The organism is Collinsella sp. AM38-1BH (genome assembly GCF_003467545.1).
GTDB lineage: Bacteria > Actinomycetota > Coriobacteriia > Coriobacteriales > Coriobacteriaceae > Collinsella.
In genome coordinates this window covers 65,073-82,835 of sequence record NZ_QSHC01000003.1, presented here as the reverse complement: position 1 = coordinate 82,835, position 17,763 = coordinate 65,073, and the positions used below count along the sequence as shown (strand labels likewise).

16 protein-coding genes and 2 tRNA genes are annotated in these 17,763 nt (G+C 61.9%); all 18 read left to right on the top strand.

All coding sequences use genetic code 11. The features are described 5' to 3' along the window. The first annotated feature begins 45 nt into the window (after positions 1 to 45). The 18 genes from modB to DW870_RS02410 all read left to right on the top strand — a co-directional run bounded on the left by modB (position 46) and on the right by DW870_RS02410 (position 17,593). The gene (gene modB, locus DW870_RS02495; RefSeq protein ID WP_233506147.1) at positions 46 to 1,488 is read left to right on the top strand and encodes a molybdate ABC transporter permease subunit; all 1,443 of its coding nucleotides are present in this window, start codon (positions 46 to 48) and stop codon (positions 1,486 to 1,488) included. 3 nt (positions 1,489 to 1,491) lie between these two features. Continuing rightward, positions 1,492 to 2,562 (top strand): sulfate/molybdate ABC transporter ATP-binding protein, encoded by a 1,071-nt coding sequence (locus tag DW870_RS02490; protein WP_117847535.1) that lies wholly within the window; start codon positions 1,492 to 1,494, stop codon positions 2,560 to 2,562. A gap of 429 nt (positions 2,563 to 2,991) precedes the next feature. Next, positions 2,992 to 4,275, top strand: a complete 1,284-nt coding sequence (locus DW870_RS02485; RefSeq protein WP_117847537.1) for a double-cubane-cluster-containing anaerobic reductase — start codon at positions 2,992 to 2,994, stop codon at positions 4,273 to 4,275. Between the two features lie 168 nt (positions 4,276 to 4,443). Then, on the top strand, positions 4,444 to 6,054 hold the full coding sequence (locus DW870_RS02480; RefSeq protein ID WP_117847814.1) for an ABC transporter substrate-binding protein: 1,611 nt from the start codon (positions 4,444 to 4,446) through the stop codon (positions 6,052 to 6,054). 88 nt (positions 6,055 to 6,142) lie between these two features. After that, entirely contained in the window at positions 6,143 to 7,096 is a 954-nt protein-coding gene (locus DW870_RS02475; RefSeq protein ID WP_117847539.1) for an ABC transporter permease, read from the top strand. Continuing rightward, the gene (locus DW870_RS02470; protein WP_199412353.1) at positions 7,093 to 7,923 is read left to right on the top strand and encodes an ABC transporter permease; all 831 of its coding nucleotides are present in this window, start codon (positions 7,093 to 7,095) and stop codon (positions 7,921 to 7,923) included. The genes DW870_RS02475 and DW870_RS02470 overlap by 4 nt, the downstream gene beginning before the upstream one ends. Before the next feature lie 3 nt (positions 7,924 to 7,926). Next, a complete protein-coding gene (locus DW870_RS02465; RefSeq protein WP_117847543.1) occupies positions 7,927 to 8,922 on the top strand; it encodes an ABC transporter ATP-binding protein in 996 nt (331 codons plus the stop codon). Beyond that, positions 8,912 to 9,697, top strand: a complete 786-nt coding sequence (locus DW870_RS02460; protein WP_158556963.1) for an ABC transporter ATP-binding protein — start codon at positions 8,912 to 8,914, stop codon at positions 9,695 to 9,697. Before DW870_RS02465 ends, DW870_RS02460 begins: the two co-directional genes overlap by 11 nt. Before the next feature lie 76 nt (positions 9,698 to 9,773). Continuing rightward, positions 9,774 to 10,937 (top strand): double-cubane-cluster-containing anaerobic reductase, encoded by a 1,164-nt coding sequence (locus tag DW870_RS02455; protein WP_199412354.1) that lies wholly within the window; start codon positions 9,774 to 9,776, stop codon positions 10,935 to 10,937. 50 nt (positions 10,938 to 10,987) lie between these two features. Further along, positions 10,988 to 11,752 (top strand): acyl-CoA dehydratase activase, encoded by a 765-nt coding sequence (locus DW870_RS02450; RefSeq protein ID WP_117876832.1) that lies wholly within the window; start codon positions 10,988 to 10,990, stop codon positions 11,750 to 11,752. 70 nt (positions 11,753 to 11,822) lie between these two features. Next, positions 11,823 to 12,872 carry a selenide, water dikinase SelD gene (gene selD / locus DW870_RS02445; protein WP_369831636.1) on the top strand — a complete coding sequence of 350 codons (1,050 nt, stop codon included), beginning with the start codon at positions 11,823 to 11,825 and terminating at the stop codon, positions 12,870 to 12,872. A gap of 60 nt (positions 12,873 to 12,932) precedes the next feature. Further along, positions 12,933 to 13,559: a sulfurtransferase-like selenium metabolism protein YedF gene (yedF, locus tag DW870_RS02440; RefSeq protein WP_117776332.1), complete on the top strand. Its 627-nt coding sequence runs from the start codon at positions 12,933 to 12,935 to the stop codon at positions 13,557 to 13,559. 19 nt (positions 13,560 to 13,578) lie between these two features. Further along, on the top strand, positions 13,579 to 13,830 hold the full coding sequence (locus DW870_RS02435) for a DUF3343 domain-containing protein (protein WP_117817081.1): 252 nt from the start codon (positions 13,579 to 13,581) through the stop codon (positions 13,828 to 13,830). Then, positions 13,827 to 14,966 carry an aminotransferase class V-fold PLP-dependent enzyme gene (locus DW870_RS02430; RefSeq protein WP_117817082.1) on the top strand — a complete coding sequence of 380 codons (1,140 nt, stop codon included), beginning with the start codon at positions 13,827 to 13,829 and terminating at the stop codon, positions 14,964 to 14,966. The genes DW870_RS02435 and DW870_RS02430 overlap by 4 nt, the downstream gene beginning before the upstream one ends. Positions 14,967 to 15,033: 67 nt before the next feature. Next, on the top strand, positions 15,034 to 16,392 hold the full coding sequence (gene brnQ / locus DW870_RS02425; RefSeq protein ID WP_117876830.1) for a branched-chain amino acid transport system II carrier protein: 1,359 nt from the start codon (positions 15,034 to 15,036) through the stop codon (positions 16,390 to 16,392). Positions 16,393 to 16,483: 91 nt separating this feature from the next. Then, positions 16,484 to 16,560 (top strand) — tRNA-Pro (locus DW870_RS02420). Between the two features lie 6 nt (positions 16,561 to 16,566). Next, positions 16,567 to 16,640, top strand: a tRNA-Gly gene (locus tag DW870_RS02415). A 116-nt stretch (positions 16,641 to 16,756) separates the two neighbouring features. Further along, positions 16,757 to 17,593: a formate/nitrite transporter family protein gene (locus DW870_RS02410; RefSeq protein ID WP_117639223.1), complete on the top strand. Its 837-nt coding sequence runs from the start codon at positions 16,757 to 16,759 to the stop codon at positions 17,591 to 17,593. Positions 17,594 to 17,763 lie beyond the last annotated feature (170 nt).

Sequence of the window (17,763 nt, the reverse complement as noted above, 5' to 3'; positions counted from 1 at the left end):
TCGTTTTGTGTTTCACTCCGTCCTTGTATTCGCTTGGAGCTTTTCGTGCTTAATAGATTCCGCATGCTTGTCGCCTGTGCTTTGACCTTCGCGCTTTGCTGGGTGCCGGGATTTGCGTTTGCTGGGGACGCCGAGGACGGGGCCCAGGTTGCCGCGACCGCTCATGGGCTTTCCTATGGGATCGAGGGTTTTGAGCGGTTGGCCAAGGGGACCGCTCGTTCCATGGAGGGCCAGCCTGAGGGCTACCGGTTTCCCGTTGACGAGGACGTGGACCTTGTAGTGGTGCCCGCTGCCGATCGCGTTGTGGTGTGGATATCGCCCAAGGCGGTCGAGAAGTATGGATTGGATCCGCAGGATAACGAGTGCGTATCGGGTCTCAAGGCCCTCGTCTGTAAGTTCGACAGCGCAAACTGCATGGGAGGTGCGCAGCTAGGGGACGTGGATCTTCCTTGGTATGTCACGGCGGAAACAACGTTTGATGCCGGCGGGTATACCTATGGCTTTGACGAGCGCGGTGCGGATGGGGACCGCTATGTGGTGATTGCATCAGCCTCGGGTGATGCCAAGGGCGGCGCGCGTTGGCTTGATAGCGCTCAAATGGTAGAGGCATCGTCTGTCGTGTTGCGGGATGAGCAGGGCCCCTTGGCCTCTCTGGCCTCCTTATTGGGCGGCATCGACTATCGCCCGTTTTGGGTGTCCATAAAAACGAGCGGCCTTGCCCTGGTGATCGCGTTTGCGCTGGGCCTGTTTGCCGCGTGGAAGACCATGGGTACCACGAGCCGCGTGAAGGGTTTGCTCGATTCGGTCTTTACCATCCCTATGGTGCTGCCGCCCACGGTCTGCGGCTTTTTGCTCCTCATGCTGTTTGGCCGCTCGACCGGGGTGGGCCAGTGGCTGATCGCACACGGCATCTCGATCGTCTTTACCTGGCCCGCGGCGGTCATTTCGGCCGTCGTTGTGTCGTTTCCGCTGGTCTACCGCACGGCGCTCGGAGCCTTCGAGAGCCTCGACACGCAGATGCTCGATGCGGCGCGAACCCTGGGATGGTCCGAACGTCGCATCTTTGCCAAGCTTATGATGCCGCTTGGCTGGCCCTCGATTGCCGCCGGCACGGTGCTCGCCTTTGCCCGCGCGATGGGCGAGTTTGGCTGCACCCTGTTCTTTGCGGGCAACTACGCCGGTATTACGCAGACCATTCCCATTGCGATTTACTTTAAGTGGATGGGTGGCAATACGTCGGTGGCGCTCTTTTGGGTCGTGGTCGTAATTGCGTTCAGCTTCCTGGTCATCCTGTTCATCAATATGTACACGGCGCATTCGCAAAAGTACCGCGAGCGCGGCCTGTCCCGCGCGGAGCGCAAGCAGGCCAAGCAGCTGGGCGGCCAGACCGATTCGCTCGACCCAGTCGGCGGCGATGCACTGCGTATCGATCGCGAGGCGTTGGCCGAGCTTATGCGCGATGACACGGTCGCAAAGGGAGGTCGATAAGCCATGTCGCTTGTTCTGGATATCAAAACGCGCTATCCGGGGTTCACTCTCGACATGCAGCTTGAGGCCGGCGAGGAGCGCGTGGCCCTGCTGGGCGCCTCGGGTTGTGGCAAGAGCTGTACGCTGCGCTGCATTGCCGGCGTGGAGACGCCCGACGAGGGCAAGATCGTCGTCAACGGCGTGACCTTTTTTGACTCGTCGGCGGGCATCAACCTGTCGCCCCAGGAGCGCAAATGCGCCCTGCTGTTCCAAAACTATCAGCTCTTTCCCAACATGACGGTGGCCGATAACGTGTGCGCCGGCGTAAAGGATGCGGGCGACGCCGCGGCGCGTAAAAAACTTGCCGAGCGCTACCTGGGCATTTTCGGTCTGGCCGACTTTGCCGACCGCTATCCCGCGCGACTCTCGGGCGGTCAGCAGCAACGTGTGGCGCTTGCCCGTATGGTGGCGGCGCATCCGGGCATCTTTATGTTCGACGAGCCCATGAGCGCGCTCGATTCCTATCTTAAGAGCGCACTCGAGCAGAACATGCTCGACCTGTTCGACGTCTGTAACCGCACCGTGCTCTACGTGAGCCACGACATCGACGAGGCGTGCCGCCTGTGCGGGCGCATCTGCGTGATGCACGACGGGCATGTTGAGGAGATCGGCTCCATCGAGGACGTGGTCCGCCGTCCGCAGACGCTGGCGGCACTGCGCCTGACGGGCTGCAAGAACACAAGCCGGGCGCGCAAGATCGGCGATGAAGAAGTTGAGGCCCTCGACTGGGGCATGACCTTTAACGTGGGTCGCGAGGTTCCCGATGACGTGGCATATCTGGGTATTCGTGCGAGCTACTTCCATGTGGACAACCGTGCCGAGCGGGGTCGCAATAGCTACGATTTGCACGTGGCGCGCGTGAGCGATTCGCGTTTTGAGCGGCTGGTGCTGTTGGATGCGCCGCGGGCCGATGCGCCCACGCGTCTGCAGTGGAAGGTCAACAAAGTGGGCGTGCCTGTCGACGAGCTGCCGCAAGCAGACGAGACGCTTCGCATGCATTTTGATGCCAGCAGGATCCATTTGGTTTGTCGATAGCGCCGGGTAATGCCGTCGGGGATATAAGCCTCGGCGGCTGTGTCTTGCCGCTCGCCGAATGAGGAATGACAAACTCTTATCAATCAAGATAATTATTTATTAAACGACGGCACACGAGGCTGTCGTACGAATGTCAACGGTGTTCGTCTGGACGATGACCGCTGATATAGTTGACCTTGACTGGTTAAGGAGGGTGCGCACATGCCGCAGACGACATACATTCGCCGCGTTGCCGCGCGCGCCCTGTATATGGCTCGGAGTCGCATATGAGCAGGTATGTTCACGGCTCCGGGAGAGACGACGCACAACTAAATAATCGACCGCAAAGCAGGTTCCCTAAAATTCCGGGTTTGAGCACGGCCGGGCAATCGCCGTCCGTCGTGCATCGATACCGCTGTTATCCATTTTTGGTTCGAGAGGGGAACCGTCATGGCTGAAGAATTCGATTTTCATCCGATGTGGGAGAGCCTCGGCATGAATCTTGCCGATCACGACATGCTGCTGGGCGCCGTGGGCCAGATGTACGGCGATATGTTCCTGACGCAGAACAACCGTCCCAAGTCCACGTCCTACCTGGACTTTGTGGCCACCAACATCCACAGCGGCCGTATTAAGGAGATGCTCGATAAGAAGGAGGCCGGCGAGGCCACCAAGATCGTCGGTTCGTTCTGCGTGTACGTGCCCGAGGAGATCGTACTTGCCTGCGACGGCATCCCCGTGGGCCTGTGCTCGGGTGCCGACTGGGCAACGGACAAGGTCGAGGAGCACCTGCCGCGCAACACCTGTCCGCTTATCAAGAGCTTTGCCGGCTTTAAGCTGGGCGAGGTCTGCCCCTACATTGAGTCGAGTGACTTGGTGGTGGGCGAGAACACCTGCGATGGCAAGAAGAAGGCCTACGAGTTCTTTGCCACGCAAAAGAACATGTACGTCATGGATATTCCCAACGTGCACGATGAGTCCGCACTCGTGACCTGGAAGGCCGAGGTCAAGAAGCTCGCCGCCAAGATCGAGGAAGAGTGTGGCGTCAAGATTACGCCCGAGCGTCTGAAGGCCGCCATCCACGCCGTCAATGAGAAGCGTCGCGCCCTGCAGCGCCTCGCTGCCACGCGCGCTGCCGACCCGGCGCCCATCAGCGGTCTCGACAGCCTGCTGACCGTTCAGGCCGCCTTTATGGACGACACGCCGCGTCTGACCGGAGCCATTAACGATATGGCGGCTGAGTGCGAGCAGCGTGTCGAGGCCGGCGAGGGCGTGGCGCCCAAGGGGACTAAGCGCATCCTGTACACCGGTACGCCCATGGCCGTGCCCAACTGGAAGCTGTTCAACCTCATCGAAAAGGCCGGCGGCGTCGTGGTGGGCGAGGAGTCCTGCACGGGCTCGCGCTACTACAAGGACCTGGTCGACGAGTCCGGCGAGACGGTCGACGAGATGCTTGACGCCATCGCCGAGCGCTACTTTAAGATCAACTGCGCCGTCTTTACGCCCAACGACCAGCGTATGAAGGACATTGTCCAGATGGCCAAGGACCTGCATGCCGATGGCATCGTCGACGTGGCCCTGCAGTTCTGCACGCTCTACGAGATGGAGTCCTTCACCGTGGAGAAGGCCGCCGAGGAGGCAGGCATTCCGTTTATGCACATCACGACCGACTACGCCGGTGAGGACGCCGGTCAGCTCCAGACCCGCATCGAGGCCTTCCTCGAGACGATTTAGCCGCACCGCCGGGTGTTCCTATCCACGCGATAGGGATTTCTCTGCTGCCATGCCGGTCGGTGTCCGGATGCACCGCAGGGCGCCGATCGGCTTCGCATAACTGCCGGGGCGGGGATTTTCGCCGTCCCGGCAGATTCTGTCCGTTTGTTCAGACACGAAAGGAACTCAATGAATAACGACCTTTTCAAGGCGGGCGTTTCCCGTCGCGGTTTTCTGACCGGCTCCGCTGCCCTGTGCGTCATGGCGGGCCTCGGCCTCACCGGCTGCGGCGGTTCGGGCGCCGAGAGCGGTAGCGCCGCTGCCTCCGGCCAGGATGTGGAGTATCGCGACGAGCTGCAGATCGCGCTCCCGGCGAGCCCGGACGGTCTCGATCCGCACACCACGTCGTCGCTTGTGACCATGGACATCATCTGCAACGTCGTCGAGCCGCTCTTTGGCCTCGATAGCGACTACGAGCCCCAGCCCGTGCTGGCCAAGGGCTATGAGGTCTCCGACGACGGCCTGACCTACACCATCAAGCTGCGCGAGGGCGTCACCTTCCACAACGGCAAGGAGTTTGGCTCCGAGGACGTCGTGGCTTCGATGAACCGCTGGCTCACCGTCAACGACCGCGCCGCGAGCCTGCTGCCCGGCGCCACCTTCGCCGCCACGGGCGACCACGAGGTCACCTGCACGCTGACCGAGCCCGCCATCGACTTTCTGATCATCTTGGGCAACCACTCCCAGTATCCGGGCATCTTCCCCTCCGAGGTCATCGAGGCCGCGGGCGATACCGGCGTGACCGAGTACGTGGGTACCGGTGCCTACAAGCTTGTGGAGTGGAAGCAGGACCAGTACATCCATCTCACCCGCTACGAGGACTATGTCGCCGCCCACGGCAAGGCTTCGGGCTACACCGGCAAGGTCTCCGCGCCCACCAAGGACATCTACTATCAGTTCGTGACCGAGGCCTCCACGCGCGTGAGCGGGTTTGAGACCGGCGAGTACGATATCGCCGGCGAGATTCCCACCGAGAACTACCACGACTTCGACGGCAACGACGACGTTAAGCTCTACACCCATAACGCCGGCGTTCTGACCGCCTTCCTCAACATGAACGAGGGCGTCTTCGCCGACGAGGAGATCCGCAAGTGCGCCCTCATGGCTATCGACTGCGAGGCGGCCGCTCTTGCCGCCTATGGCGAGAAGGAGCTCTTCAACATCGATCCCAACCTTGGCAACCCCGAGAACGCTCAGTGGGCGACCGACGCGGGCAAGAAGTACTTTAACCAGGCCGACGCCAAGGCCGCCAAGAAGGCCCTGGCCAAGACCTCCTATGCCGGTGAGACGGTCAAGCTGCTGACCACCCCCGACTACAAGGATATGTACAACGCCACCGTCGCGCTGCAGGAGCAGCTCGAGAAGGCCGGCTTCACCGCCGAGGTCGACAGTTACGAGTTCGCGACCTTCATGGACATCCGCTCCGGCAAGCCCGAGCAGTGGGACCTTTTTGTGGCCTCCACCAACTACAAGCCCATCCCGGCCCAGTCCCTCTCGGTCTCCAAGGCCTTCTATGGCCTGTCCGACGAGAAGGCGCTCAAGCTCGTGGCCGAGACCCGCACCGCCAAGGACACCGACGCCGCGGCCAAGAAGTGGGCCGAGGCTCAGGAGCGCCTCTATGAGATCGCCGTCATCGAGCCGCTTTGCCACTACGCTTCCATCACGGGCACCCAGGCAGACGTCGAGGATGTCGAGGTGCTCGACGGCGCCATCATCTGGAACGCCAAGCGTCCGGAGTAATGCAATAGATGGCGTGGCGGCTTGAGGGGTCTGGTCCCCTGTGGCCGCCATGCCCTGTCCACGTTCAGAGGGGAAATAGACGCCTCGCATGTTGAAGTACACGCTCAAACGTATAGGCGCGATGGTTCCGGTGATGCTCATCATCTCGGTCGTCGTGTTTTTGATTATCTATCTCACACCGGGTGACCCGGCCTCTTCGATGCTCGGCATGGAGGCTTCGGCCGACCAGATCGAGCGCGTCAACGATAGCCTGGGACTCAACGAGCCGCTGCCGCAGCGCTACGTTGAGTGGATGGGCGGCGTGCTTACCGGCGACCTGGGCAATTCGTATTTTATGCGCCAGCCCGTCACGCAGGCGATCGCCGAGCACTTTGGCCCCACGCTATCGCTCGCGCTTCTGGCACAGCTCATCGCGCTGTTGATTGCACTGCCCTGCGGCGTCGTCGCTGCCCTCAAACATGGGTCGCGCACCGACGCGGTCTTGCGTGTCGTTGCTCTTTTGGGCGTGGCGATACCCGGCTTTTTGATGGCGCTCATGCTTATGTGGCTGTTTGCCGTCACGTTGCGTGTGTTCCCGGTGGCCGGCTATGCGCCGCTATCGAAGGGCTGGTTCAGCCATTTACGCTATCTTGCGTTGCCGGCCATATCGCTTGGATGCGTGCAGGCGGCCCTGCTCATGCGCATGACCCGTTCGAGCGTGATCGAGGCCATGCAGCTCGACTGCGTCAAGACGGCGCGTGCCAAGGGCGTCTCCGAGGCTCGCGTGGTGCTGGCCCATGCCCTGCGCAACGCAGCGCTGCCGATTCTCACCTCGGTCGGCTATTCTTTTGGCGCCCTGATTACGGGTGCCGTGGTGACTGAGGCCATTTTTAACATCCCCGGTTTGGGCCAGCTGGTCACGAGCTCTATCGAGCGTCGCGACTATCCGGTGATTCAGGGCGTGCTTCTGGTCATCGCCTTGTTGAATTCGGTGATCAATTTGGCCGTCGACCTTGCCTATGGCGCTTTTGACCCGCGCGCTCGCAAATGGGGCGATGCATGATGGCAAACTTTAAGAAGGCTCTTGCCAACAAGGGGTTTGTGGTCGGCGGCTGCATTTTCCTGGCGATTGCGCTGATCGCGCTCGTCGGTCCGCTGGTGTGGACGGTTGATCCCAATGCACAGGAGATGACGTTGCGACTTTCGGCACCTTCGCCCGCGCATCCCTTTGGCTGCGATGACTTTGGCCGCGACCTGCTTGCCCGCGTCATCGCGGGCGCGCGCGTGTCGCTTGGCGTTGGCATTGCCGTCACGCTCGCGACGAGTGCGCTCGGCTTGGTGATCGGCGCCTATGCGTGCTACAACGAAAGGCTCGATCATATTCTCATGCGCATCTGCGATGGCCTTATGTCCATTCCGGGCGTGCTTTTGGCCATCGCGCTCATGGCGATGATGGGGGCGAGCGCGTGGAACGTTATCATCGCGCTCTCCATCGTCTATACGCCCAGCATGGCGCGCATCGTGCGCTCGCGTGCGATGGTGGTCAAGGAGGAGCCCTTTGTGGAGGCCCTGCGCGTGCAGGGCGCCTCGACCGCGCGCATCGTGTGGCTGCATATCGTGCCCAACGTTATGGCGCCCTTCCTGGTGCAGGCGACCTTCGTCTTTGCCGAGGCCGTGCTCTCGGAGGCCGCCCTCTCGTTTCTGGGCCTGGGTATCAAGGCACCCGATGCCAGCTGGGGAAACATCCTTCAGGCGGGCAAGAACGTGATGCGCAAAGCCTGGTGGATGATTTTCTTCCCGGCAGCGGCCATCATCGCAAGCGTGCTTTCGCTCAATCTGGCCGGCGACGGCCTGCGCGACGCCCTCGACCCCAAGACCAAGGAGGGCTAGCCCATGGCTCAGCATCTTTTGGACGTGCGCGACCTCTGCATCTCGTTTGTGGGCCGCGATGGCAACGCGTTGGAAGCCGTCAACAAACTCAACCTACATATCGATGCCGGCGAGATCGTTGGTGTTGTCGGCGAGTCCGGCTGCGGTAAGTCGGTGTTTGCCCAGAGTGTCATGCGCCTATTGGAGCATGAACAGAAGATGGCCTATGAGGGCCAGATTGTGTTTGATGGCGAGGATCTGCTGGCACGTCCGCTCAAGACGATACGCAAGGTGCGCGGCTGCGACATCGCCATGATTTTCCAGGACCCTTTGAGCTCGCTTAACCCCGTCATGACGGTCGGGGCCCAGGTCGTCGAGGCCGTGCGGGCCCACCGTAAGGTGAGCCGACGCGAAGCCCGCAACGAGGCTCTATCGCTGTTGGAGCGTGTGGGAATTCGAGATGCCGCGGCCCGCTTCGACATGTATCCGAGCGATTTTAGCGGCGGCATGCGCCAGCGCGTGATGATCGCCATGGCGCTCGCCGGACACCCGCGCCTGCTGATCGCCGATGAGCCCACCACGGCACTCGACACGACGACTCAAAAACAGATTTTGGACCTTCTGCGCGACCTCAACAGTTCCGAGGGCATGGCGGTGCTTTTTATCAGCCATGATTTGGGTGTCGTCACGAGTATCTGCTCGCGCGTACACGTCATGTATCTGGGCCAAATCGTAGAAGAGATCGACGCCTGCGGCCTTATGAAGCGCCCGAGCCACCCGTATGCCCAGGGGCTCATCGCGAGCATTCCGCCGCTCGAAGGCGAGCGAGTTGACACGCTGGCGGATATTCCGGGCACAGTGCCGCCGCTTACGGCAATACCCTGTGGATGCCGCTTTGCGCCTCGTTGCGCCCGGGCGGACGAGCGTTGCCGCGCGCAGGAGCCCCCGCTGTTTGCCGTGAATGCGTGCGACCGGTCTAAATGCTGGCTTGTCGAGAAAGGGGAGTGCCATGGCTGTTGATAGCGAAGCCCTGCTTTGCGTCTCACATCTGACTAAAACGTATCCCATGCCGGGCTCAGGTTTTAAGCGTCAGGCCTTTACCGCCGTGGACGATCTGTCGTTTGAGATCGCGCCGGGCGAGGTCTATGGCCTGGTTGGCGAATCCGGATCGGGCAAGTCGACGACTGGACGCCTGATCTGTGGTCTCGAGCGTGCGGATTCCGGCTCGATTGTCTATCGCGGGCACGACCTCGCCACGATGTCGGAGCGCGAACGCAAGCCGTTTCGCCGCGAGATCCAGCTGGTATTCCAGGATAGCTCCACGGCTTTTGACCCACGTAACCGTGTCGGCCGCATTTTGGAGGAGCCGCTGATTATCGCCGGCGTGCGCGATGCGGATGAGCGCCATGAGCGCGCGCTCTCGGCCCTGGCCTCGGTCGGTCTTCTGGCAGAGCATTATGACCGCTATCCGCATGACCTTTCGGGGGGACAGCGTCAGCGACTCAATCTGGCGCGGGCGCTTATTTGCGAGCCGCGTCTTGTGGTATGCGACGAGCCGGTCTCGGCGCTTGACGTGTCCGTGCAGGCCCAAGTGCTCAACTTGCTTCGCGACCTGCAGCGCACGACGGGCGTGGCGCTGCTGTTTATCACGCATGATATGCGTGTGGTTCGGCATATGTCCGACCGGATTGGCGTGCTCTACCACGGTCGTCTTGTCGAGGAAGGCGCGGCCGAGGACGTGATCGCGCACCCGAGCGATCCGTATACGCAGGAGCTTATCGACGCCATTCCCTAGAGGATGCTTCCTTTTGGGTATGGCGTGGGTTTGTTGTTTAATTGTCGGTATATCGGTGCAAGAGAGGGGAACTACTATGGTCGATATCGAGGAGCAGCCGTTGCCGCGCACGTTTGAGGAGTTCAACGAGCAACGCAAGGCGGCGTTTATTCGCGTCAAGGATTACAAACAGGCGGGCAATCGCCTGATCGGTTTTCTGTGCAGCTACACGCCGCTCGAGATTATCGATGCCGCGGGGGCTGCGAGCGTGGCGCTGTGCGGCACGTCCGACGAGGTGATTCCCGAGGCCGAGAAGGTGCTGCCGGCAAATCTCTGCCCGCTCATCAAGTCGACGTACGGCTTTGCCTTCTCGCAAAAGTGCCCGTTTACGTACTTTAGCGACATGATCATCGGCGAGACCACCTGCGACGGCAAGAAGAAGATGTACGAGCTACTCAACGAGCTCAAGCGCACGCACATTCTGCACCTGCCGCAGGGTCGCGACCGCGCCTACGAGCGTGAAGGCTGGTACGAGGAGTGCCGCCTGCTCAAGGAAGAGCTCGAGAACTTCTACGACATCACGATCACCGATGACGACCTGCGCGCCGCTGTCCGTCGTCGCAATCGCTTGCGTGCGGCCCAGCTCGAGATGTTCGCACTGCAGGCCAACCAGCCGGCGGTCATGAGCGGCGTCGACCTGATGAGCACCATGTTCGCCGGTACGTTCAGCTTTGATATCGAGGCCTATACGCAGCAGCTGGAGCAAAAGGTTGCCAAGCTGCGCGAGGCCTACGACGCGGGCGAGCGCCCGGTTGCGGCGGATGCCAAGCGCATTCTGATCACCGGCTGTCCGGTGGGCGGTGTGATCAACAAGATCGGCCGTACTATCGAGTCCAACGGCGGTGTGGTCGTGTGCATGGACGACTGCTCGGGCGAGCGCACGGCGGCCATGATGATCGACCCGGAGGCTCCCGATATCCTGCACGCCATCGCCGACCGCTACCTGGACATCAACTGCTCGGTCATGACGCCCAACGACAGCCGCATGGGGAACACGCTTGCCATGTGCGAGAAGTATCATGTCGATGGCGTGGTAGAGAGCGTGCTACAGGCCTGCCACACCTTTAACGTGGAGAGTGCGCGCATGCAGGAAGCTGTCGAGGGTGCGGGTATTCCGTATATGAAGATCGAGACCGACTACAGCAACGGTGACATGGGCCAGATCGAGACTCGCATCGCCGCCTTTATCGAGACCCTGTAGGACAAATGCGGCAAAGGGATAGCTGCTTTGCCGCATAGAAGGAGGATGCCGTGGTTGGCATTGGTATCGACATCGGTTCGACGGCCGCGAAGGCTGCGGTGGTGGACACGGATGGCGCCATTGCGTGGACCTGCGTCATACCGACGGGATATTCGTCGGTTGATGCGGCCGAGCGTCTGCGCGGCGAGCTTGCCGCAGCTGGCTATGACGTGGCTGCCGACGACGTGCGCGTGATCGCGACTGGCTACGGCCGTGTTGCCGTGCCCTATGCGCACAAGGTCGTGACCGAGATCACCTGCCACGGTACCGGTGCCGTGCGTCTGTTTGGCGATCACGGCACGGTGATTGACGTGGGGGGCCAGGACACCAAGGTCATCCAGCTTAAAGGCGGCCGCGTGGCCAAGTTTGCCATGAACGACAAGTGCGCCGCCGGCACGGGGCGCTTTTTGGAGATCATGGCCGACCGCCTAGGCATTTCCCAGCAGCAGATGGCCGACCTGGCGCGTTCCGGCGAGCCCACCAAGATCAGCAGCATGTGCACGGTGTTTGCCGAAAGTGAGGTTATCAGCCTGATCGGTCGCGGTGAGCCGCGCGAGAACATCGCACGTGGCGTGATCGACAGCGTGGTCTCGCGCATGGCGACCATGGCCGGGCAGGCCGCGGGCGCCCCGTACTACCTGACCGGTGGCCTGTGCGAGAACGCCTTCGTGGTGGAGCGGTTGGGCGAGCTACTGGGGTCGCCGGTGACAACCTCGCCCCAGGCTCGCTTTGCCGATGCCATCGGCGCGGCGATTCGCGCACAGGCGCTCAATTAATGCATCCGCCTTGGGCTCGCATTCATGCGTATACTGAGAGAAAATGATTGACCGATGAGAGGAGGTATCGATGCCTGACGATCAGATTAAGCTCACGTCTATGACGGCCGCGAGCGGTTGAGCCGCTAAGTTGGCTCCTGGAGCCCTCGCCCAGGTCCTGGGCGACTTGCCCAATGTGCATAACGACAACCTACTCGTGGGGTTCGATACCTCCGACGATGCGAGCGTCTTCCGCGTTGGCGATAACCTGGGTCTCGTGCAGTCCATCGACTTCTTCCCGCCGATGGTCGACGACCCGTTTCTGTTCGGCCAGATTGCCGCGGCAAACTCGCTGTCGGACATCTACGCCATGGGCGGGCGGCCGAGCCATGCCATGAACCTGCTCTGCATACCCAGTTGCCTGGGTGTTGAGGTTGCCGGCCAGATTCTGGCGGGCGGCGCCGACAAGTGCGTCGAGGCGGGCTGCTCTATCGCGGGCGGTCATACCATCAACGACGACGAGCCCAAGTACGGCTTGTCTGTGAGCGGCTTTGTCGCGCTCGACCGCATGCTCGCCAACAGCGGCGCGCGCGCTGGCGATGTCCTGCTGCTGACCAAGGCGATCGGCTCTGGCATCATCACCACGGCCATTAAGGGCGAGCTCATCGAGCAGGACGAGGCCGCAGCCATGTTCGACTCGATGCGCACCCTCAACGAGGCCCCGATTCGTCTGGCCGAGGGCCTCGAGCTTCACGGCTGCACCGATGTCACGGGCTTTGGCCTGATCGGGCACGCGTGCGAGATGGCCGAGGGCTCGGGCGTGCAGATTGAGCTTGTGTCGGGGGCGGTGCCGCTCTTTGACCAGGTGCTCGACATGGCGCGTCTGGGCATTATCCCCGCGGGCTCCTACCGCAACCAGGACTTTTTTGGCCCGCGTGTGGCTGCCGACGGGGACCTGGAGCCGGGCATGCTCGACGCGCTGTACGATCCGCAGACGTCTGGTGGCCTGCTTATCGCGGCGCCCGTGGCGGATGTGGATGAGCTTGCGCGTCGTTTACATGCCGAGGGGCGCGTTGCCGCCACAATCGGTCGCGCGTGCGAGCCGGTGCCGGGCGGTCCTGCTGTTCGCGTTGTGCATTAAGGAAAACCGTTTATGCGACCGCCTGCTGTTCTGGGCGGTCCCTTTTGAAAGGATGTAGCTATGTCTACCAAAATTGAAGTCAATGCCATGGGCGATGCCTGCCCGCTGCCCGTCGTCAAGACGCTTAAGGCGCTCAAACAGTTTGACGGCGAGGGTGCCGTGGTGACCTCGGTCGATAACGAGACCGCCGTCAAGAACATCTCCAAGATGGCGCAGGAGAAGGGCTGCACGGCCTCGGTCGAGAAGGTTTCTGACGCTGAGTGGCACGTGACCGTGGCGACCTCTGGTGCCATTGCCGTGGCCGATCCCGAGCAGGATGGCGCTGCCTTCTGTGGTGCCAGCACCGGCAAGGGCGAGCTCGTCATTTCCGTCTACACCGACTGCATGGGCCGCGGCGACGACGAGCTGGGCCACAAGCTCATGAAGGCCTTCATCTTTGCCGTGACGCAGCAGGAGGAGCTGCCCGCGACCATGCTGTTCTACAACGGCGGAGCCAAGCTCACCGTCGAGGGCTCGCCGGTACTCGACGACCTGAAGGGCCTGGCCGAGCAGGGCGTTGAGATCCTCACCTGTGGCACCTGCCTCGACCACTATGGCATTAAGGACCAGCTTGCCGTGGGCGAGGTCACGAACATGTATGTGATCGTGGAGAAGATGGAGCAGGCCGTGCGCGTCGTGCGCCCGTAGCGTATTGGTTGGAGTTGCCATGAGGGAGAAGCGCCCGGCGCTTGTCATCACGTTTCCCACCACGGCGGCCGCCATGGGCTGCGAGTCCCTGTGCGTTGAGCGTGGCCTTCCCGGGCGAACGATTCCCGTGCCCGGGGAGGTCGCTGCCGGCTGTGGTCTGGCGTGGAAAGCGTTGCCTGCCGATGAGGAGCTGCTGCGCGGCGAACTCGCCGCGGCGGGCGTTCCCACCGAGGGCTATACCGTGATTGATATGTGGGAGGTCGTGCGATGATCTACCTGGATAACGCGGCGACGACCATGCACAAGCCGCAGACGGTCATCGATGCCGTGACGCAGGCGATGTGCTCGCTCGGCAATGCCGGGCGCGGCGCCACGTCGGGTGCCCTCGATGCCGCTCGTACGATTCACGGTTGCCGTGCCAAGCTCGCGCGCTTGCTGGGCTGCCCGCGGGCTGATCATGTGTGCTTTACGTCCAACTCCACCGCGGCGCTCAACACCGCCATCAATGGCGTGGTGCGCCGCGGCGACCGCGTGGTCACGACGGTGCTCGAGCACAACTCCGTGTTGCGTCCGCTCAACCGCCTGGCGGCAGAGCAGGGCGTGACCGTTGAGCATGCGGGCTGCGACGCGAACGGTGCGCTCGACTACGAAGAGCTTGAGCGGCTGGTGACGCCGGGCACACGTGCCGTGGTGGTGGCGCACGCCTCCAATGTGACCGGCAACGCGGTCGACATTGCGCGCGTGGCCGCCATGGCCCATGCGGCCGGTGCGCTCGTGATCGTCGATGCCTCGCAGTCTGCCGGCACGGCGCATATTGATATGCAGGCCATGGGGCTCGACGTGGTGTGCTTTACCGGCCACAAGGGGCTCATGGGTCCGCAGGGGACCGGCGGCCTGGCCGTGGCGGAGGGCATTGACGTGGCCCCCTGGGCCATGGGCGGTACGGGCGTGCACAGCTTTGATCCGCTGCAGCCGCTTGAGTGGCCCACGCGCCTGGAGGCGGGCACGCTCAACGGCCACGGTGTCGCCGGCCTTTCTGTCGGCCTCGACTTTATCGAGGCCCAAGGTGGGGTCGAGGCGATTGCGGCGCATGAGCGAGCACTGGCGGATCGCTTTCTCGCTGGCGTGCGCGAAATCCCGGAGATCAAGCTCTACGGTGCCTTTGACCAGCCCGTGCGCTCGGCGATCGTTTCACTCAACGTGGGCGATATCGATTCGGCCGAGATTTCGGACGCGCTCATGCAAGGGTGGGGGATTGCGACGCGCCCCGGCGCCCACTGCGCTCCGCTCATGCACCGCGCGTTGGGGACCGAGCGCCAGGGTGTCGTTCGCTTCTCGTTTGGGTATTTCAACACGGACGAGGAAGTTGACGCCGCGATTGAAGCTTTGCGCGATTTAGCTTGCTAAAGCGTATATACTTGCGGGATGGGCCTTTTGCCCGTCCCGTTTTTGTTTCGACCCGAAAGGTGGTCCCATGGCCTCATCCGCGCCGCGCGGCCTGCGCTCCGACCATGTCGTTACCGTCGGTATCGCCCTGTTCTCGATGCTCTTTGGCGCCGGCAACCTTATTATTCCGCCGCTGCTGGCGCTGCAGGCAGGTTCTGCCACGCCGGTCGCCATGCTCGGCTTTCTCATTGCCGCCATCGGCCTGCCCGTCATGGGCTTTATCGCCGTGGCACTTGCCGGAACGGCGCGCGAGCTTGCCGGCCGTGTGCATCCCAAGTTCGGCGAGTTCTTTGTCGCGGCGGTGTATCTGGCTATCGGCCCGTGCCTGGCTATTCCGCGCACGAGCTCCACGGCCTTCGAGATGCTGGTGCCGCTGTTGCCCGAGGGCGTCTCGCTCGGCACGGCGCGCCTGGTGTTTGCCGTCGGCTTCTTTGTCGTCGCGTTTGCGCTCACGCTGCGCCCGGGCGTCATCACACGCGTGCTCGGCCGCATTACGGGCCCCGCGCTCATTGCGCTCATCGTGCTGGTCGTTGGTGCTGCCGTGATCTCGCCGCTGGGTCCCGCTGCCGCGCCGCAGGCCCCCTACGATGCTGGCGCTGCCGTGCAGGGCTTTCTGACTGGCTATCAGACCATGGACCTGCTCGCGTCGCTCGCCTTTGGCATCATCATCGCCGAGACCATCCACGAGTTGGGTGTTACCGATGACAAGCGCGTGGCCTTCGAGATTTCGCGTTCCGGTGTGATCGCCGGCGTACTCATGGCCATCATCTACTGCGGCTTGGGCCTTGCCGGTATGCAGCTCGGCACCGTGATGCCCGACGCTACCAACGGCGCCGCCATCCTCGCCCGTTCGGCCTCCATGCATTTTGGGCTTGCCGGCACGGTCGTGGTCTTTGCGATCTTTTTCCTCGCCTGCATGAACGTGTGCATCGGCCTCATCAGCTGCTGCTCGCGTTACTTCTGCGAGACGTATGTGGTCGAAGGGGGAGCAGAGGCTTCCGAGGAGGCCATGCGCCGTCCCTTTGCGATACTCGCCTTTGTGTTCGCGGCGTTTTCGTGCGTGCTCTCAAACGTGGGTCTCGACGTGATCCTCATGTTCTCGGTGCCCATGCTCAACGCCCTGTACCCTGTTGCAATTGTTCTGGTGCTTATGGGCCTAGTGCACGGTTTTTGCGACGCGCATCCGCAGGTGTGGGTCTGGGTCGGCGGCGTTGTCGCGGTGCAGAGCGTGATCACCTCGATCCGCGACGCGTTCTTTGCAGGCGTGTGGCTGCCGTTCGATGCGCTGCCGCTGGCCGACATTGGAGCCGCATGGGCGCCGGTTGCCGTGGTGGCGTTTGTGATTGGCCTGCTCCACAGCCGGTTTGTCGCACATTCGAGGAGCTAGGGTATCGTCGCTTGCACAGGCGGGGAGTCTCCCCTATAATTTCCTTCGCTTTGGGACACGCAAGGTTTAGACCTTAGCTGCTCAACACCTTCGGGACGTGGCGCAGTTTGGTAGCGCGCCTGCTTTGGGAGCAGGATGTCGCAGGTTCAAATCCTGTCGTCCCGACCATATCTTGCGGGCGTAGTTCAATGGTAGAACCCCAGCCTTCCAAGCTGATGACGCGGGTTCGATTCCCGTCGCCCGCTCCAAGTAATTTGCAGGTCAGAGGTACGTTTACTTCTGACCTGTTTTGTTTTGACCGTCCGACGCGGGGCCTTTGCATTGGCAATGCTCGTCCCTGCTGATTAGGAAAGAAGTGACTGACATGGCAGATTTCAAGGCAGAATACCCCATCCCCGACTGCCTGGCGCCTGCCGCAATCGAGACCAAGACCGAGGCCGCCGGCGTTACCAAGGCCAGTCTGCCTGCCTCGAAGGCATTTTTGCTCGCCATGTTCGCCGGCGCGTTCATCGCCTTCGGCGGTCTGTTCTTCACGGTCTTTCTGAGCGATGCGTCCCTTGGCTGGGGCGCTCAGCGCTTTGTGGGCGGCCTGTGCTTTTGCCTGGGACTGGTGCTCGTGCTCATTTGCGGCGCGGAACTGTTTACCGGCAACTCGCTTATGGTCTGCGCGCTCAAGAGCAAAAAGATCACGCTCGTCCAGATGCTCAAGGCTTGGGTCGTTGTGTGGATCGGCAACTTTGCCGGCGCGCTGTTCGTTGTCTTTTTGGTTTACATGGCAGCTATTTATAAGCTCAACGGCGAGGCCGTTGCCAACACCATGGTGAGTGTCGCCGCCGGTAAGGTTTCGATTGACGCCGTCACCATCTTCTTCCGCGGCATTCTGTGCAACATCTTTGTGTGCCTGGCTGTATGGATCGGTACCGCCGGCAAGACCGTGGTCGATAAAGTCGTGGGTATTCTGCTGCCTATCGCCGCCTTTGTGTCATGCGGTTTTGAGCACTGCGTTGCCAACATGTACTTTTTGCCCATGGGTGCCGTGATGCACGCGTGCGGCTATGGAGCCGATGTCGCCGGCGCCGATGCCCTCAACGCCGCCGGGTTGGCGCTCAACCTTTCGGTCGCCACGCTGGGCAATATCGTAGGTGGCGCCCTGATCGTGGCGCTGGGCTACTGGTTTATCTACGCCAACAAAGAGTCCTAAAGGACCCAACCCATAACCGACCAAAAAGGGACAGGTTTATTTTGGCAGGTTTTGGACGAGGCGCTTCGCCGTCTTGTCGCGAGCTGCCATAATGGACCTGTCCCTTTTGTATTCGCGTCGTCACATTTTGGCCGATGACGACCAAGGGGGGGCCTGCTTTTTATTGATTA